Here is a 17,067-nt window from a genome sequence, read left to right as displayed (position 1 = left end):
AAAAACGACTGCTTTTATAATGAGCGCCATACCGGGAGATGTCACCCCAATGAGATCAAAACAGGGTGATTATTTGACGAGCCAGAGCAAATCCCCTCCGGGCGGAGGGGATGAATAGATTAACGCATCGCCTGGCGGACGCGTTCAAGATCCTCTGGTGTATCAACGCCGGTGCCGGGCACCACGCTTGCTACATCGACGTGGATTTTTTCGCCGTACCACAACACGCGCAGCTGCTCGAGCATCTCGATCTGCTCCAGCGGGCTGGTTTGCCAGCTGACATAGCGGCGAATGAAGCCGGCGCGATAGCCATAGATGCCGATATGACGCAGGAAGCTGTCGCCGATGGTCTCACGCGAGGCGGCAAAACGGTCGCGATCCCACGGAATGGTGGCGCGCGAGAAGTAGAGCGCGTAGCCCTGCGCATCCATCACCACTTTCACGGCATTGGGGTTGAAGGCCTCTTCCGCACTCTCAATCGGCACGGCCAGCGTTGCCATACCGACATCGCGGCGCGCGGCCAGATTGTCTGCGACCTGGCGAATGATCGCCGGCGGGATCATCGGCTCATCGCCCTGCACGTTAACAATCACTGTCTCATCGCTGAAACCGCATTTTTCAACGACTTCAGCAAGACGCTCGGTGCCGGATTGATGATCGGCGCGGGTCATGCACACTTCGCCACCCACCGCCTGCACTGCTACCTTCACTTCTTCGTTATCGGTGGCAACGATAATGCGCTCTGCGCCAGATTCGCGAGCGCGCTCCAGCACATGCACCACCATCGGTTTACCGTTGATGTCGACCAGCGGCTTACCCGGCAGGCGCGTCGAGGCGTAGCGCGCGGGAATGATTACCACAAAGCTCATGGACGGCTCTCTTCTGGGGTTAACGCGCGGGCTTCAGTTTCCAGCAGCACCGGAATGCCTTCGCGTACCGGGAAAGCCAGGCTGTCGACTTTGCAGATCAGCTCTTGCTTATCCTGGGTGTAATTGAGTTTGCCGTTGCAGACCGGGCAGGCAACTATTTCGAGTAAACGGTGATCCATCTTTCCTCCTGAGAAACCGATGATGAGCAGATTGAACTTATCATAGGCAATTATGACGCCGCGTCTATCTCCAGACCGGCACGCAATGATGAAAACAGGCCATCGGGCAGGCGTGAAAAGGTAATGCGCTGCGCACCTTGCCAGCGCGCGAAGTCGGTAATCGCACGCTGCAGCCCCTTCTCCAGCTGAAGCGACGGGGAAACACCCTCTTCCAGAAACAGGGCAATCACTTCAAGCACGCCGGTTTTACGGTGCATTTTTGCATCCATCCGCCCGACCAGCCGCCCCCGGTGCAGCAAAGGCAGGACAAAATAGCCATATTGCCGCTTTGGTGCCGGGGTATAACACTCCAGCCGGTAGCTGAAGCCAAAGAGTTGTTCCGCTCGCTTGCGATCCCAGACCACCGGATCGAACGGCGATAGCACCGCGCTGTGGGTGGCGGTGAGTTTGTCCGCCTGGGCCTGTTCCAGCAGCGGCAGCAAAGAGGCGTGTAACCAAGCCGGCCCGAGCCCCTCAACATTAACCGGTAATATGGTTTGCGCCTCTTGCATCTGCGCCAATGCCTGAGCAAGCGCCGGGCGACGCAGGCGATAGTAATCCGCCAGCCACTGCGCACGAAATAGCCCAAGGCTGCGGGCGCTCTTTTCCAGCATGATGGCTTCGGCCTGCTCCTGCGAGAGCAGATCGCGCACGTCGTCCCACTGCGGCATCACGCGCTGCGTCAGATCGTAGACGCGCTGGAAATTACGCCGCTCAATGACCATCACCTTTCCGGCAGTGAACAGCCCCTCAAGATGGCGCTTATGGGGTTTCCACTCCCACCAGCCGCTGGTGCCTTTGCGCGGATGCTCAAAATCAGCGGATCGCACCGGGCCGTGCTGTTCAATGTGCGCGATAAGCTGCTCAATCTCAGCCGCGTGCTCCTGCATCCACGCCTGGCGGTACTTCCACCCCATTTTGTCGGGCGCCAGCATGCGGTGACGGACGAGGGCAAAATCCTCGCGCGGCAGAAAGCAGGCTTCATGCGCCCAGTACTCCATCAGCTCGCCGTTGCGCAGGGCATCATCCAGCCAGTGCGGCTCAAAGGCGCCGAGGCGGCTGAATAACACCAGGTAAGGGCTGCGGGCGACGATATTAATGGTATCGATCTGCAACAGCGACATGCGCCGGATGGTCGACAGGATATCCTCCGGTTTTGCACGTCGGGAGGGTTTTCGCAGCAGGCCCTGCGCGGCGAGATGAAGATGGCGAGCGGCGGTAATCGAAAGTTGCGGCACAGACATAGGCGTTCCTGTTAATGAAACAGGGCGCAGCCGAGGCGGCTATCCTCAGCGCACCAGTGTGAGCAGATCCAGCAATAATTTTTCGGCCGCATCGCCCGCAAGCTCGGCATCAACCGGCAGATACCACCAGTTAGCCTGCGTAAAAGGACGACACTTAACGGCATCTTTTTCCGTCATCACCAGCGTTTCACCGGGCTGAAGCAGCGCGTCGACATCCTTCTGAGCCAGCGCCTGGTGATCCGCCAGCGCCACGCTGCGCTTAAGCGTTGCGCCACACTCAGCAAGGGTGGCGAAAAAGCGCGGAGGATGGCCAATTCCCGCCATCGCGACAATCTGGCCAAGCTCGTTTACCGCACGGCGCTCGCCCGTCAACAGGTTGACCGCCAGACCCGGGCGCAGGCGCATGGCGATTTCACCCGCCTGCGGCGTACCGCCATTGGCAATCACCGCATCGACGGTTTTCAGGCGTGACGCGCGTTCACGCATCGGGCCTGCCGGCAGCCACCAGCCGTTGCCGAAGCGCCGCACGCCGTCAACCACCACGATCTCTTTATCACGCGCCAGCCGGTAGTGCTGTAAACCATCGTCGGTAACGATCAGCTGCAGCGGATGCTGCGACAATAACGCGTTGACCGCTTCACATCTGTCAGGCGAAACCGCCACCGGCGCGCCGGTACGCTGATAAATCAGCACCGGCTCATCTCCCGCCTGCGCTGTTGACGTTTCAGGCGTCAACAGCAGCGGATAACGTTCGGCTTTACCGCCGTAGCCACGGGAGACCACTCCCACGCGGACTCCGCGCTGTTGGAGCTGCTCGACCAGCCAGATGACCACCGGCGTTTTACCGTTGCCACCCGCCGTCAGGTTACCGACAACGACCACCGGGACCGGCGCACGCCAGGCTTTTTTTAATCCGATACGATAAGCAAACCGGATTGCGCCGCTCACCAGGCCATAGAGCCAGGAGAGCGGCAGCAGCAAAAGCCACAGCGGGGATTCACCGGACCAAATGCGCGCAATCATTCGCCAAACTGCATCTTATGAAGCTGCGCATACGCCCCACGCTGCGCCAGCAGCTCAGTGTGGCTACCGCGCTCGACGATGCGGCCATCTTCCACCACCACAATTTCGTCGGCCTGTTCAATGGTCGACAAACGGTGCGCGATGACCATCGAGGTGCGGTTTTTCTGCAACTCATTCAGGGCCGCCTGAATGGCGCGCTCGGACTCGGTATCGAGTGCAGAGGTTGCCTCATCAAGGATCAGGATCGGGCTGTCGCGCAGCAGCGCGCGCGCAATGGCGATACGCTGACGCTGACCACCAGAGAGCAGAACGCCATTTTCACCAATGATGGTATCGAGACCGTTATCCATCTTATTGATAAAGTCGAGGGCATAGGCCATTTCAGCGGCACGCTCAATCTCTTCACGGCTGTACTCTTCCGTACGCGCGTAAGCAATGTTGTTCGCCACGGTGTCGTTGAAGAGGTGGACGTTTTGAGAAACCAGTGCGACCTGGTTGCGCAGTGATGAGAGCGTGTACTCGCGCAGGTCGTGACCATCCAGCAGAATTTCACCCTCATCGATATCGTAGAAGCGCGTGATCAGGCTGGCCATGGTGGTTTTACCTGAGCCAGAGCGCCCTACCAGCGCGACGGTTTTACCGGCCGGAATGGTGAGATTGATATTACGCAGCGCTGGGGTTTCACGCCCGGGATAGGTAAAGGTCACATTGCGGAACTCAAGATCGCCACGCGCACGTTCAATATTGCGGCTGCCTTCATCTTTCTCTTGCTCGCTATCGAGGATGGCAAACAGCGTCTGGCAGGCCGCCATTCCGCGCTGGAACTGCGCGTTGACGTTGGTCAGCGATTTTAGCGGACGCATCAGTGCAATCATCGACGAGAAGACCACGGTGATAGTACCGGCCGTCAGCGTCGCCATGACGCTCGGGAAGCTCGCGGCATAGAGCACAAAGGCCAGCGCCAGAGAAGCGATAAGCTGAATAATCGGGTCGGAGATGGAGGAGGCCGAAACCATTTTCATCCCCTGCAGGCGCATTTTGTTGCTGACTTTGTCAAAGCGGCTTGTTTCCACTTCCTGACCGCCAAACATCAGCACCTCTTTGTGCCCTTTCAGCATCTGCTCTGCGCTGGTGGTCACCTGCCCCATCGTGTTTTGCATATTCTTACTGATGCTGCGAAAACGTTTGGAGACAACGCGAATGGCGATCGACACGATCGGTGCCAGCACGATCAGAATCAGCGACAGCTGCCAGCTGTACCAGAACATCATGATAAACAGCCCGATGATTGAGGCACCTTCGCGCACCACGGTGATCAACGCGCCGGACGACGATGACGCCACCTGCTCTGAGTCGTAAGTGATACGTGACAGCAAGGTGCCGGTGGACTGTTTGTCGAAGAAGGAGACCGGCATGCCCATCATATGGCTGAACAGGCGACGGCGGATGGTCATCACCACTTTGCCGGAAACCCAGGAGATGCAGTAACTCGAAATGTAGCTGGTGATGCCGCGCAGGATCATCAGGCCAATTACCACCAGCGGCATCCATAGCAGCACTGAGCGATCCGTTTTACCAAAACCATCGTCCAGTAACGGTTTGAGGAGCGATAACATGAAGGTATCGCTGGCTGCGTTGAGGATTAACGCGATCGCCGACACGATCAGCCCCGCTTTAAAAGGCGCAATAGTCGGCCATAGACGGCGGAATGTCTGCCATGTAGAGAGATCTTTGTCGTTATGCATTCAAAAAACCAGCACTTGTTGAAATAGCCGCATATTCTACCCGTTATCTTGGGGGACGCCAAACCACTGATGATACCAACGTGGTAAAAGTTGATCGCGTAAGCTGTGGATTTCCCAGCCCTGAGGCGAAAATGAGACGGTAATCTGCCCCTGGTGAGGCGTGTCGTACCACTGATAGCCCTGCTGCTGGTAGCGTTTTTTTACCTTTGCCGAGGGCAAGCGCCAGGCGTTATAACGCGAGGCTGAAGCCAGTGCCGCCGCGCCGCCGACACGCTGTATAAAAGGCAATATCGAGGAGCTCTGGCTTCCGTGGTGAGGCACCTGCATCAGTGTAGCCTGCAAATGCGCCCAGTAATGGCTGAGCATCGCCATCTCCCCCTGCCCTTCGATATCTCCGGTGAGCAGCACGCTATAGCGACCATCCTCGACTTTCACCACGCAGGAGCGGTTATTGCCCTGCGTACGCGTCTCTTTTAGGGGCCAGTGCGCGGTAAAGGTTAACCCCTGCCATTGCCAACGCTCGCCGCGAAAACAGGGCGCATGCCCTGTCCAGCCAAGAGGGCTTCTGATCCACAACTGCGGCCAGACTTTCAGCAACGAATCCAAACCACCGCGATGATCGAGATGATCGTGGCTGAGAATAACTCCCTCCGGCTGCAGACCATGCCAGCGCAGCCAGGGCGCGATCAACTGTGCGCCACTGTCGCCGCCCGGCCACGCGATGCCGGTGTCATACAACAGCGCTCTTCCCCGACGCTCTATCACCATCGCCAGGCCCTGCCCGACATCCAGCATATGTACTGACCAGTTATCAGGCCGCGCGCTGCGCCAGACGGGATAAGCGAGTAGCGTCAGGCAACCCAGACAGATGGCAGGGAGCGTGCGCCACAGGCGAAAGCGTAGCGCAACCAGTAACAGCCAGGGCGCAAAGGAGAGCCATTGCCAACGCGTGTCTATATTGATCCAGCCGGGCGGCAACCCGCGCAAAAACGTAAACAGCACCTCCAGGCTCATATCCGCCAGCCCCCAGCAGAACGGCTGTAAAACCGTGGAGCCGGACAGATGCAGCAGCATCCCGGAGAGAATGAGCGGCACCGTCACAAACGTTACCAGCGGGACGGCTATCAGATTCGCCACCAGCGCGCTCAGGCTCAGACCATGAAAGATAGCGAGCTGCATTGGCAGCAAAAGAAACAGCATTCCGATCTGCAGATGCAGCAGGTTAAGCGCACCCCGTGCGAGCCACGTGTGCGCTTTCAGCGGCGCAGGAAACCACTGAAACCAGAACAGCAAGGCTGCAACGGCAAAGGCGGAGAGCCAGAGGCTATCAGAGAGCACCGCCAGCGGATCGATAAACAGAATCACGGCCACACAGCATATCCACACCTGCCAGGACGTCCACTGCCTGCCGGAAAGACGCAGCAGCGCCCAGACGCAAAGCGATATTGCAGTGCGCAGTGCTGGCGGTTGTAACCCCGTAAGCCAGGCGTAGCAGACCGCACAGATTAATCCGGTTAAAAGTGGAAAACGCCAGTTAATGCAGTGCGCAGGTAAGAGAAGCTGTGCCGCTCTGGCACACAGCCAGCCAAGCATCGCGGCCAGCGCGATGTGTAAACCGGATATCGCCATTAAATGCGCGGTTCCCGTCTGGCGAAAGGTCTCCTTTATCTCCGGGCTAAGCGCTGCGCGCTCACCCATACCGAGCGCAAGAATAACCCCTTTCCACTGCCGTTCAGCCAGCACTTCGCTCAGCGAGTGAAGGTAGTCTGCACGCCAGCTGCAGCGTGCTTCCAGTAAGCTGGCGTCGATAAAGCGACCGGTGAGCGGCTGATGCGAGGCCAGCGCGTAGCGCTGTACATCAAATCCCCCTTCGTTCAGCTGCCCGTGAATGGCCCGCGCGCGGATAGTCATTGCCCAGCGTTGCCCGGCGCAGGCCGGAGCGGGCAGATATTGCCCGTAGAGCGTAATGCCCGGTGCGGCGAGAAGCCGCTTGCCATCAAGACGACGGATTTTTCCCTGATGACGGGTAGCATTATCGCTGTGAGTAATTTCAAACTCGATCTGGCGATGCGCTGCTGGCAGGTGCTGGGCCGGCCAGATGGCCTCCATTGCGGCAAGGATCCCCCACGCAAAAACAAGCAGGGCCATGCCAGCGTAGCGCAATACGAGGTAGCGTTGGCAACCCAGCAGAAATCCAGCAATGATGACGCACCAGATTGTCCTGATGCCCGGCAATGCCGGCAGCCAGGCAAGCGGCATAATCCCGAGCGTGATACAGGCAGCCAGCGCGGTCAGTCTCATCTCCACCTCCGTGTTATGGGGCGCAGTATGAGATGCAGAGATAGTGATGTCAGGAGCGTATTTCGCGGTTTGCGGCGTGTATCGGAGGGTGTTAACAGGGTTACGCTACAGCGACATATTTTTGCGAGGCAGGCCGGAAAAGTTAGCGATGCTAAAAACGAAAAAAGCACCCCTAAGGGTGCCCTTTCGACGAGTAAACGTTAGCGTTGGCTAAGGCTTATTCATAAATATTGGCGCGGTCACGTAATTCTTTACCCGGCTTAAAGTGCGGAACGTATTTACCTTCCAGATCCACTTTGTCGCCTGTTTTTGGGTTACGCCCGGTGCGTGGTGCACGATAGTGCAGGGAGAAACTGCCGAAACCGCGGATCTCAATGCGCTCACCCTGGGCAAGAGTAGAGGCCATATGCTCCAGCATCTCTTTCACTGCATCTTCAACAGCTTTAGCCGGAATATGCGATTGCTGGCTTGCAAGTCTTTCGATCAATTCTGACTTGGTCATGATTCCTCCGGTCTCCTTCAACGCAAGGTTAGCTTAGTAGCTTGAACAAGGGCGGCCGTAGCCGCCCTTTGTCATTGATTACAGGACGAATCTTGTAATCTGTCAAGTTGCTCATCATCAATTGCGCTATAACGACCGACTTACGTCGCGCTACAGCGCAAATGAGACAGCGTGCTTGAATTACTCGCCTTTAGCTGCTTTGAAAGCTTCAGCCATAGCGTTAGAGAAGTTGCCTTCTTCCTGTTTGTTGTTAACAGAAGCGATTGCATCTTTCTCGTCAGCTTCGTCTTTCGCACGAACAGACAGGCTAACTACGCGGTTTTTACGGTCAACGCCGGTGAATTTAGCTTCAACATCGTCGCCAACATTCAGAACCAGAGTTGCGTCTTCAACGCGGTCACGGGAAGCTTCAGAAGCGCGCAGGTAACCTTCAACGCCGTCAGCCAGTTCTACGGTTGCGCCTTTAGCGTCAACTGCAGTGACTTTACCGTTTACGATTGCGCCTTTCTTGTTCAGTGCAACGTAGTTGTTGAACGGATCTTCTGCGAGCTGTTTAACGCCCAGGGAGATACGCTCACGCTCTGCGTCAACCTGCAGAACAACGGCTGCGATTTCGTCGCCTTTTTTGTATTCACGAACTGCTTCTTCGCCTGCAACGTTCCAGGAGATGTCAGACAGGTGAACCAGGCCGTCGATACCGCCGTCCAGGCCGATGAAGATACCAAAGTCAGTGATAGACTTGATTTTACCTTCAACGCGGTCGCCCTTGTTGTGGGTTTCAGCGAACTGCTGCCACGGGTTGGATTTGCACTGCTTCAGGCCCAGGGAAATACGACGACGTTCTTCGTCGATATCCAGAACCATAACTTCCACTACGTCGCCAACGTTAACAACTTTGGACGGGTGGATGTTTTTGTTGGTCCAATCCATTTCGGAAACGTGAACCAGGCCTTCAACGCCTTCTTCGATTTCAACGAAGCAGCCGTAGTCGGTCAGGTTGGTCACGCGGCCAGTCAGCTTGGTGCCTTCCGGGTAGCGTTTAGCGATAGCAACCCACGGATCTTCGCCCAGCTGTTTCAGGCCCAGAGATACACGGGTACGCTCGCGATCGAACTTCAGCACTTTAACAGTGATTTCGTCGCCAACGTTTACGATTTCGCTCGGATGCTTAACGCGTTTCCATGCCATATCAGTGATATGCAGCAGGCCGTCAACGCCGCCCAGATCAACGAATGCACCGTAGTCAGTGAGGTTCTTAACGATACCTTTAACTTCCATGCCTTCCTGCAGGTTTTCCAGCAGCTGATCGCGCTCTGCGCTGTTTTCGGATTCGATAACCGCACGACGGGAAACAACAACGTTGTTACGCTTCTGGTCAAGCTTGATTACTTTGAATTCAAGCTCTTTGCCTTCCAGGTGCAGAGTGTCACGGACCGGACGAACGTCTACCAGGGAACCCGGCAGGAACGCGCGAATACCGTTGAGCTCAACAGTGAAGCCGCCCTTGACTTTGCCGTTGATAACACCGGTAACAGTTTCAGCGTCTTCGTAAGCTTTTTCCAGCGTGATCCAAGCTTCGTGACGTTTCGCTTTCTCACGGGACAGCAGGGTTTCACCGAAGCCGTCTTCTACTGCATCCAGAGCAACGTCAACTTCGTCACCAACCTGGATTTCCAGCTCGCCCTGGGCGTTTTTGAACTGCTCAGCCGGAATGGCGGACTCAGATTTCAGACCGGCGTCAACCAGTACGATATCTTTGTCGATAGCAACAACAACACCGCGGACAATGGAACCCGGGCGGGTTTCGATTTCTTTCAGGGACTCTTCAAAGAGTTGAGCAAAAGATTCAGTCATATTGATAATCTTCAGGATTCTTCAATTTAACGTCCACCTGGCTTCATGCCGGATGGGGTTGTTTCACATGCCTGCTCACACTCCGTTGCAGCAGGGGGTACTACGAATTCGGTCGCATATGTTATGCGAGAGCCAACTTTTGGCGGGCGTATTGTAGCGCTTTTTCAATCACTTGCTCAATGCTTAAGCGGGTAGAATCCAGCACTAAAGCATCAGCAGCGGGAACCAGCGGTGCAACAGGACGATTACGATCGCGGTCGTCTCGTTCCTTTATCTCAGCCAAAAGGCGTTCAAAGTTAACACTAAAGCCCTTCTCCTGCAACTGTAGCATGCGGCGATGCGCACGCTCGTCCGCCGAGGCGTCGAGGAAAATTTTTACCGGCGCATCGGGGAAAACCACCGTGCCCATATCGCGGCCATCGGCAATAAGACCGGGCGCTTCGCGGAAGGCGCGCTGGCGACGCAACAGCGCCTCACGCACGCGCGGGAACGCAGCAATCTGCGACGCGGCATTGGCCACTTCCTGGGTACGAATTTCGCCGCTGACATCTTCGCCTTCGAGGATCACTTCCAGATGACCGTCGGTTGAGACAAAACGCACATCCAGGTGCACGGCGAGCGGCACCAGTACATCTTCCGAAGAGACATCAACGTGATGATGCAGTGCGGCCAGCGCCAGCACACGATAAATTGCGCCTGAATCTAACAGATGCCATTGCAACGCTTCCGCCATTGCCTTGCAAAGCGTGCCTTTTCCCGCACCGCTTGGCCCATCAATGGTGATTACCGGGGCAATTGCCGTCATCTTTTTCTCCTTAATCAAGGCATATCGTTATATAACGCCGCGCATTATACGCGCCAACGCGCACGAAAGTTACTGCTGCGTGCGAATAACGGAAGAGTATGAGGCTGAGTGTAGATTAATTGCGCGGGAGTACGGGCTGATTTGCACCAGCCCGGAATAAAACTTACTTCTTGCTATCTGCGGCGATACGGTCGCGGATATGCTTCGCACGCTCAGCTGACGGCGGGTGAGAATCAAACATCGATTTCTCAGAACCGGCATCCAGCTTCGCCAGCTTGTCAAAGCTGGTAACCAGACCCTGACGGCTGATGTTACGTTTTTTCAGCAGATCGTAGGAGAAATCATCCGCTGCGGACTCCTGGCTACGGGAGAAGGCAGAGTTGATCAGGTTCTCACCCAGATCGCCCAGCTGAGACTGGGAGAGCTGTGCACCTGCCGCGCTGCTGGCGGAGATCGCATCACGCGCGGCCAGTGTGGCATACGCGGTTTGCATCGCTTTACGGCTATGACCCAGCGCAACGTGGCCCATTTCATGGCCCAGAACCGCTTCAACTTCGTTGTTGGTCATCATGTCCATCAGACCGCTATAGACACGAATACAGCCGTTCGCCATCGCCCACGCGTTCACTTCTTTGGTCATATAGACTTTGTAAGTGACCGGCGTGCCATCGATGTTGTTGCCCAGCGCTTTAGCAATCTTGTTCAGACGCTTCGCGTAGGTGCTCGATGCAGGCGCGATGGTGTTTTGCTTGTCCATCTCAGCACATGACTGCTCAGAAAGCGTTTTCACATCCGCGTCGCTCAGCGTCGCCGCTTTATAAGCAGACATACCGGATTTGGTCAGCGCATCCGTATCAATACCACCCATGTTCTTACAACCAGAGACAAGCGTTGCTGCGACGAGGCAGCTAAAAATCATTGTTTTTTTCATTGACAGTCCATGTATTAACTAACTGAATTGAGGGAAAGAGTCCCGCGCAAATGGTAGCACAGCGCAGCGGCTTTTCACCCTCTTAACAATGGCAGGTCATTGCGCCCCGCAGAGGATGCGGGGCGGTAAGAACATCAGGCAAGCGTACTGATACGCGCTAACTGCTCGAAGTAATCCGGGAAGGTTTTCGCCGTGCATTTCGGATCGAGAATGGTGACCGGCGTATCTGACAGCGCCACCAGCGAGAAACACATCGCCATGCGGTGATCGTTATAGGTGCCAATCTCTGCAACCTGCAGCGCGGCTGGCGGCGTCACGCGAATAAAGTCTTCGCCCTCCTCCACCGTTGCGCCCACTTTGCGCAGCTCCGTCGCCATGGCGAAGAGGCGATCGGTCTCCTTCACGCGCCAGTTGTAGATGTTACGCAGCGTGGTAGTACCCTTCGCGAAGAGCGCCGTGGTGGCAATGGTCATCGCTGCATCGGGGATATGGTTCATATCCATATCAATGGCGTTCAGCTCGCCGCGCGAACAGGCAATATAATCTTCGCCCCAGACCACGGTCGCGCCCATTTTTTCCAGCACGTCGGCGAAACGAATATCGCCCTGCACGCTATTACGGCCAATACCGGTCACCTTGACCGTACCGCCCTTAATGGCCGCCGCCGCAAGGAAGTAGGAGGCCGAAGAGGCATCGCCCTCAACCAGGTAGTGCCCCGGTGACTGATAGTGCTGCCCGCCACGCACAACAAAACGCTGGTACTGCTGGTTATCAACGTCAACGCCAAAAGTTTTCATCAGATGCAGGGTGATATCGATATAGGGTTTCGACACCAGATCGCCTTTGATGGTGATCACCGTATCCTGCGGTGCCAGCGGCGCGGTCATCAGCAGCGCGGTTAAGAACTGGCTGGAGACGCTGCCATCAACGCTCACTTCACCGCCGTTAAACCCGCCGCGCAGGCGCAGAGGCGGATAGTTTTCCTGCTCAAGGTAATCAATTTTCGCCCCGCCCTGACGCAGCGCGTCAACGAGATGGCCAATCGGGCGCTCTTTCATGCGCGGCTCGCCGGTCAACACCACATCGCCGTCGCCAAGGCAGAGCGCGGCAGCCAGCGGACGCATTGCCGTGCCGGCATTACCGAGGAATAACTCAACTTTTTCTGCCGCCTTCAGCGGGCCGCCCACGCCGGTCACTTCACAGCGGGTGCGATCGGCTGACAGCGTATAGTGAACCCCCAGCGTAGTCAGGGCATTGAGCATATGGCGAACATCGTCGCTGTCCAGCAGGTTGGTCAGCACGGTAGTGCCACGGGCAAATGCGGCAAGCAGCAAGGCGCGGTTTGAAACACTCTTTGAACCAGGCAGATTGATGGTGCCATCCACGCGCGCGATGGGTTGTAACGTCAGGGATTCCATGAAACTTCACTCTCTACGGACAAAATAAAACCCCGCAGCCGGGCTACGGGGATCGTCATTACTGCATTAACCGTGACGGCGTTCGAACTCAACCATAAAGTCCGTCAGCGCCTGCACGCCCGCCAGCGGCATGGCGTTATAGATGGAAGCACGCATGCCGCCCACCACACGGTGGCCTTTCAGCGCGTGCAGACCAGCTGCGAAGGACTCTTCGAGGAAGAGTTTATCGAGCGCGCTGTCAGCCAGCTGGAAAGGCACGTTCATGCGCGAGCGGTTCGCCTTAGCCACATCGTTACGGTAGAAATCACTGCCGTCGATCACGCCATACAGCAGATCGGCTTTTTGCTGGTTGATGCGGTCCATTGCCGCCACGCCGCCCTGCTGCTTCAGCCATTTGAACACCAGGCCGGAGAGGTACCAGGCAAAGGTCGGCGGGGTGTTGAACATTGAATCGTTATCGTTAAGCACGCTGTAATCAAGAATCGACGGGCAGGAATGGTGCGCTTTACCGAGCAGATCTTCACGCACAATCACCAGCGTTAATCCTGCCGGGCCAATGTTTTTCTGCGCACCGGCGTAGATCACGCCAAAGCGGCTGACATCCAGCGGAGCAGAAAGAATGGTAGAGGAGAAATCCGCTGCCACCACCACATCGCCAAAGTCCGGCGTTTCGTCAATGGCAATGCCGTCGATCGTTTCGTTCGGGCAGTAGTGCAGATAGGCTGCGTTGTCGCTCAGCTGCCAGTCGCGCATCGGTTTAACGGCGCGCAGGCCGTCGAGGGTGGTTTTGGCATCGATAACGTTCGGCGTACAGTACTTCTTCGCCTCTTTGACCGCGCTGGCCGCCCAGTAACCGGCATCGACATAATCTGCGGTGGTTTTATCGCCCAGCAGATTGAGCGGAACGCCTGCGAACTGGCCGCGCCCGCCGCCGTGACAAAACAGCACTTTATAGTTGGAGGGGATGTTGAGCAGATCGCGAAAATCCTTTTCTGCCTCTTCCGCCACCTGGATAAACTCTTTGCCACGGTGGCTGATTTCCATCACCGACGTGCCGAGACCTTGCCAGTCACACAACTCCTGCTGAGCCTGCTTAAGCACATCCGCCGGTAATACGGCCGGGCCAGAACTAAAATTGAAAACCTGCGTCATTTCCCCTTACCACCCTATAAAGCAAAACGTTTTTCCTGTGACATCGGTTTTATCATTCACCGCCACAGGTCGCAACGAGTAATCAGAGGCAAGAGAAAGTTGTGCGTCCCATCACATAGCAGAATGTTTTGCCAGTCGAAAGCAGATCCGATAAAAACCCTGTTATGTGACGCGAATCGCCCTGCTGGCCTTCGACCATTCCGGATTTGCGCAGCGCGGGCAGGCTTTTTTTTCACCCGCCTGCAACGCAGAAATTTTACTGCAGCGGACACAAACATAATCGCCCGCTTCCGGCACGGTGATAAAACGCTCGCTGCACCCCTCAGGCAGAATGCATAGCCCGGGTTTGACCTCTTCATCAATGTAGTAATAGACGCTGAGCTGACCGTTGGTCTCCATAATCGCCAGCCGTACCTGCCCGAGCTGCTCGACGCCGTTGTTGCGCAGCTCCATAAAGAACTCAAACTCTGTCATGTTCTCTTTATGCAGCCTCTCCCACTCCAGCTCGCCCTCTTTAATGATGACGATCGGCTTACCCTCCAGCAGATCCTCAAGCTTTTCGCTGTGCGACATCAGCCACATCACCAGACGGTAGAGCAGCGCGAGAGTAATAAAGACCACCAGCACCGGCAGCATGGGGACATCATCATAGAACGCGACGTCGCCCGCCGCCGAACCGAGAGTCAAAATAATCAATACTTCAAACAGCGACATCTGCCGTACGCCGCGTCGGCCGGTGATTTTAAGGAACAGAAAAACCAGCACAAAGGTGTAGAGACTGCGCAGCGCTACTTCGCCCAGAAATTCGAGGGGAACTTTGTCGAGCGCCATGCGATGCAGGTCAAACGCTTTCATTTTTATTGCCTTAACAGTGAGTTACTCCTGATAAGCATAGCCAGAACTTTTATTTTCGCCGCACCACGAAGGACGATAGCGCCTGCCACGTAAAACCCGTATCATTGCGCGCTTTACGTACGAAAAAAGTGACCGCCATGACCCAAACATTTATCCCCGGTAAAGACGCCGCGCTGGAAGACTCCATCGCCCGCTTTCAGCAGAAACTGACCGATCTCGGTTTCAATATTGAAGAGGCCTCCTGGCTAAACCCTGTGCCAAACGTCTGGTCGGTGCATATCCGCGATAAAGAGTGCGCGCTCTGCTTTACCAATGGTAAAGGCGCCACGAAGAAAGCGGCGCTGGCCTCCGCGCTCGGCGAATATTTCGAACGTCTCTCCACCAACTACTTCTTTGCTGACTTCTGGCTTGGCGACGCCATTGCCCAGGGGCCGTTTGTCCACTATCCGAATGAGAAGTGGTTCCCGCTGCCGGAAAATGACTCGCTGCCGGAAGGCATTCTCGATGCACGTCTGCGCGCCTACTACGATCCGGAAAATGAGCTGGCTGCAGGTATGCTGATCGATCTGCAATCCGGTAATGAAGAGCGCGGCATCTGCGCACTGCCCTTTACCCGCCAGTCGGATGAGCAGACGGTCTATATCCCGATGAATATCGTCGGCAACCTCTATGTCTCCAACGGCATGTCGGCGGGCAACACCCGTAACGAAGCGCGCGTGCAGGGGCTGTCTGAAGTTTTCGAACGTCACATTAAAAACCGTATTATTGCCGAGAGCATCAGCCTGCCGGAGATCCCGCAGGAGGTGCTGGCGCGCTATCCGGGCGTGGTCGAAGCGATTGCCAAGCTGGAAGCGGAAGGTTTCCCGATCTTTGCCTACGACGGCTCGCTGGGCGGTAACTACCCGGTGATCTGCGTGGTGCTGTTCAACCCGGCGAATGGCACCTGCTTCGCCTCGTTTGGCGCGCACCCGGACTTCGGCGTGGCGCTGGAGCGTACGGTGACGGAACTGCTGCAGGGCCGCGGTCTGAAGGATCTGGATGTCTTTACCCCGCCGACCTTCGATGATGAAGAAGTGGCAGAACACGCCAACCTTGAAACGCACTTTATCGACTCCAGTGGTCTCATCTCCTGGGATCTGTTTAAACAGGATGCCGATTATCCCTTTGTCGACTGGAGCTTTGCTGGCACCACGGAAGAGGAGTTCGCGACGCTGATGAGTATCTTCCAGAAGGAAGATAAAGAGGTTTACATCGCGGATTATGAGCACCTGGGCGTTTACGCCTGCCGTATTCTGGTGCCGGGCATGTCTGATATCTATCCGGCGGAAGATCTGTGGCTGGCGAATAACACCATGGGTACCCACCTGCGTGAAACCATCCTCTCCCTGCCTGGCAGCGAGTGGGATAAAGAGGCCTATCTCGATCTTATCGCCCAACTGGATGATGAAGGTCACGATGACTTTACGCGCGTGCGCGAGCTGCTGGGTCTGGCAACGGGCAAAGATAACGGCTGGTATACCCTGCGCATCGGCGAGCTGAAAGCAATGCTGGCGCTGGCGGGCGGCGATCTTGATCAGGCACTGGCCTGGACCGAGTGGACGATTGAGTTTAACACCTCAATCTTCAGCCCTGAACGCGCCAACTACTACCGCTGCCTGCAAACGCTGCTCCTGCTGGCGCAGGAAGAGGAGCGTCAACCGCTGCAATACCTGAACGCTTTTGTGCGCATGTATGGCGCGCAGGCCGTTGAAGCCGCCAGCGCCGCCCTCAGCGGTGAAGCGCCGTTTTACGATCTGCAGCCTGCCGACGGCACGCTGCAGGCGTTCCCGGCTCATCAGGCACTGTTAGCCGCTTACGAAAAATTACAACGTGCGAAAGTCGCTTACTGGTCTAAGTAACGATAAATAACACTACAACAGGTAGGCTTATTCGCAAGTCTACGCTATATTACGGGGCAATTTTATTGCCCCTTTTTTATTATATTTTGGTGATGAATCTTAAATGTAATATTTAAGTTAATTGCGGGTAAATATAATTATATTCGCAGCGCTAGTATTGTTACTTCTAATGGCAATTACTCCATATTAATTAACCGTTAACGGAGAATCGCACAAAAAAATTCAACGCTTCTTATAAATTTTAAAATTTAT

Annotated in this window: 14 protein-coding genes; 1 reads left to right on the top strand and 13 read right to left on the bottom strand. The window is 55.9% G+C overall.

Annotated features, from left to right (window positions below; translation table 11 throughout):
- Nucleotides 1–119: 119 nt before the first annotated feature.
- The 13 genes from kdsB to IAE50_RS00575 form a co-directional block, all read right to left on the bottom strand.
- Complete coding sequence (gene kdsB / locus IAE50_RS00635) at nucleotides 120–869, bottom strand: 3-deoxy-manno-octulosonate cytidylyltransferase (RefSeq protein WP_200579310.1); 750 nt, start codon at nucleotides 867–869, stop codon at nucleotides 120–122.
- Nucleotides 866–1,048: a Trm112 family protein gene (locus IAE50_RS00630; protein ID WP_200579309.1), complete on the bottom strand. Its 183-nt coding sequence runs from the start codon at nucleotides 1,046–1,048 to the stop codon at nucleotides 866–868. Before IAE50_RS00630 ends, kdsB begins: the two co-directional genes overlap by 4 nt.
- Before the next feature lie 50 nt (nucleotides 1,049–1,098).
- Nucleotides 1,099–2,331 (bottom strand): winged helix-turn-helix domain-containing protein, encoded by a 1,233-nt coding sequence (locus IAE50_RS00625; protein ID WP_200579308.1) that lies wholly within the window; start codon nucleotides 2,329–2,331, stop codon nucleotides 1,099–1,101.
- A gap of 45 nt (nucleotides 2,332–2,376) precedes the next feature.
- Complete coding sequence (gene lpxK / locus IAE50_RS00620; protein ID WP_200579307.1) at nucleotides 2,377–3,354, bottom strand: tetraacyldisaccharide 4'-kinase; 978 nt, start codon at nucleotides 3,352–3,354, stop codon at nucleotides 2,377–2,379.
- Entirely contained in the window at nucleotides 3,351–5,099 is a 1,749-nt protein-coding gene (gene msbA / locus IAE50_RS00615) for a lipid A ABC transporter ATP-binding protein/permease MsbA (protein ID WP_042714223.1), read from the bottom strand. The genes lpxK and msbA overlap by 4 nt, the downstream gene beginning before the upstream one ends.
- 36 nt (nucleotides 5,100–5,135) lie before the next feature.
- A complete protein-coding gene (locus tag IAE50_RS00610; RefSeq protein WP_200579306.1) occupies nucleotides 5,136–7,400 on the bottom strand; it encodes a ComEC family protein in 2,265 nt (754 codons plus the stop codon).
- A 217-nt stretch (nucleotides 7,401–7,617) separates the two neighbouring features.
- On the bottom strand, nucleotides 7,618–7,902 hold the full coding sequence (gene ihfB, locus IAE50_RS00605; RefSeq protein WP_007374142.1) for an integration host factor subunit beta: 285 nt from the start codon (nucleotides 7,900–7,902) through the stop codon (nucleotides 7,618–7,620).
- 180 nt (nucleotides 7,903–8,082) lie between these two features.
- Nucleotides 8,083–9,756, bottom strand: a complete 1,674-nt coding sequence (gene rpsA, locus IAE50_RS00600) for a 30S ribosomal protein S1 (protein WP_023481457.1) — start codon at nucleotides 9,754–9,756, stop codon at nucleotides 8,083–8,085.
- Nucleotides 9,757–9,877: 121 nt separating this feature from the next.
- The gene (gene cmk, locus IAE50_RS00595) at nucleotides 9,878–10,561 is read right to left on the bottom strand and encodes a (d)CMP kinase (RefSeq protein ID WP_023481374.1); all 684 of its coding nucleotides are present in this window, start codon (nucleotides 10,559–10,561) and stop codon (nucleotides 9,878–9,880) included.
- Between the two features lie 163 nt (nucleotides 10,562–10,724).
- The gene (locus tag IAE50_RS00590; RefSeq protein ID WP_023481474.1) at nucleotides 10,725–11,492 is read right to left on the bottom strand and encodes a M48 family metallopeptidase; all 768 of its coding nucleotides are present in this window, start codon (nucleotides 11,490–11,492) and stop codon (nucleotides 10,725–10,727) included.
- Nucleotides 11,493–11,626: 134 nt separating this feature from the next.
- Entirely contained in the window at nucleotides 11,627–12,910 is a 1,284-nt protein-coding gene (gene aroA, locus IAE50_RS00585) for a 3-phosphoshikimate 1-carboxyvinyltransferase (protein ID WP_200579305.1), read from the bottom strand.
- Nucleotides 12,911–12,976: 66 nt separating this feature from the next.
- Entirely contained in the window at nucleotides 12,977–14,062 is a 1,086-nt protein-coding gene (serC, locus tag IAE50_RS00580) for a 3-phosphoserine/phosphohydroxythreonine transaminase (protein ID WP_042714146.1), read from the bottom strand.
- A gap of 162 nt (nucleotides 14,063–14,224) precedes the next feature.
- Nucleotides 14,225–14,917 carry a DUF421 domain-containing protein gene (locus tag IAE50_RS00575; RefSeq protein WP_054803088.1) on the bottom strand — a complete coding sequence of 231 codons (693 nt, stop codon included), beginning with the start codon at nucleotides 14,915–14,917 and terminating at the stop codon, nucleotides 14,225–14,227.
- Nucleotides 14,918–15,054: 137 nt separating this feature from the next.
- On the opposite strand from IAE50_RS00575, the gene ycaO reads away from it, so the two are divergent.
- Nucleotides 15,055–16,815, top strand: coding sequence for a 30S ribosomal protein S12 methylthiotransferase accessory factor YcaO (gene ycaO / locus IAE50_RS00570; RefSeq protein ID WP_200579304.1), 1,761 nt, complete (start codon nucleotides 15,055–15,057; stop codon nucleotides 16,813–16,815).
- Nucleotides 16,816–17,067: the final 252 nt, after the last annotated feature.

Source organism: Kosakonia sp. S42 (assembly GCF_016624785.1).
GTDB lineage: Bacteria > Pseudomonadota > Gammaproteobacteria > Enterobacterales > Enterobacteriaceae > Kosakonia > Kosakonia cowanii.
Note: the sequence above shows the minus strand (reverse complement) of the source record. Positions and strands in the feature narration are given on the sequence as shown.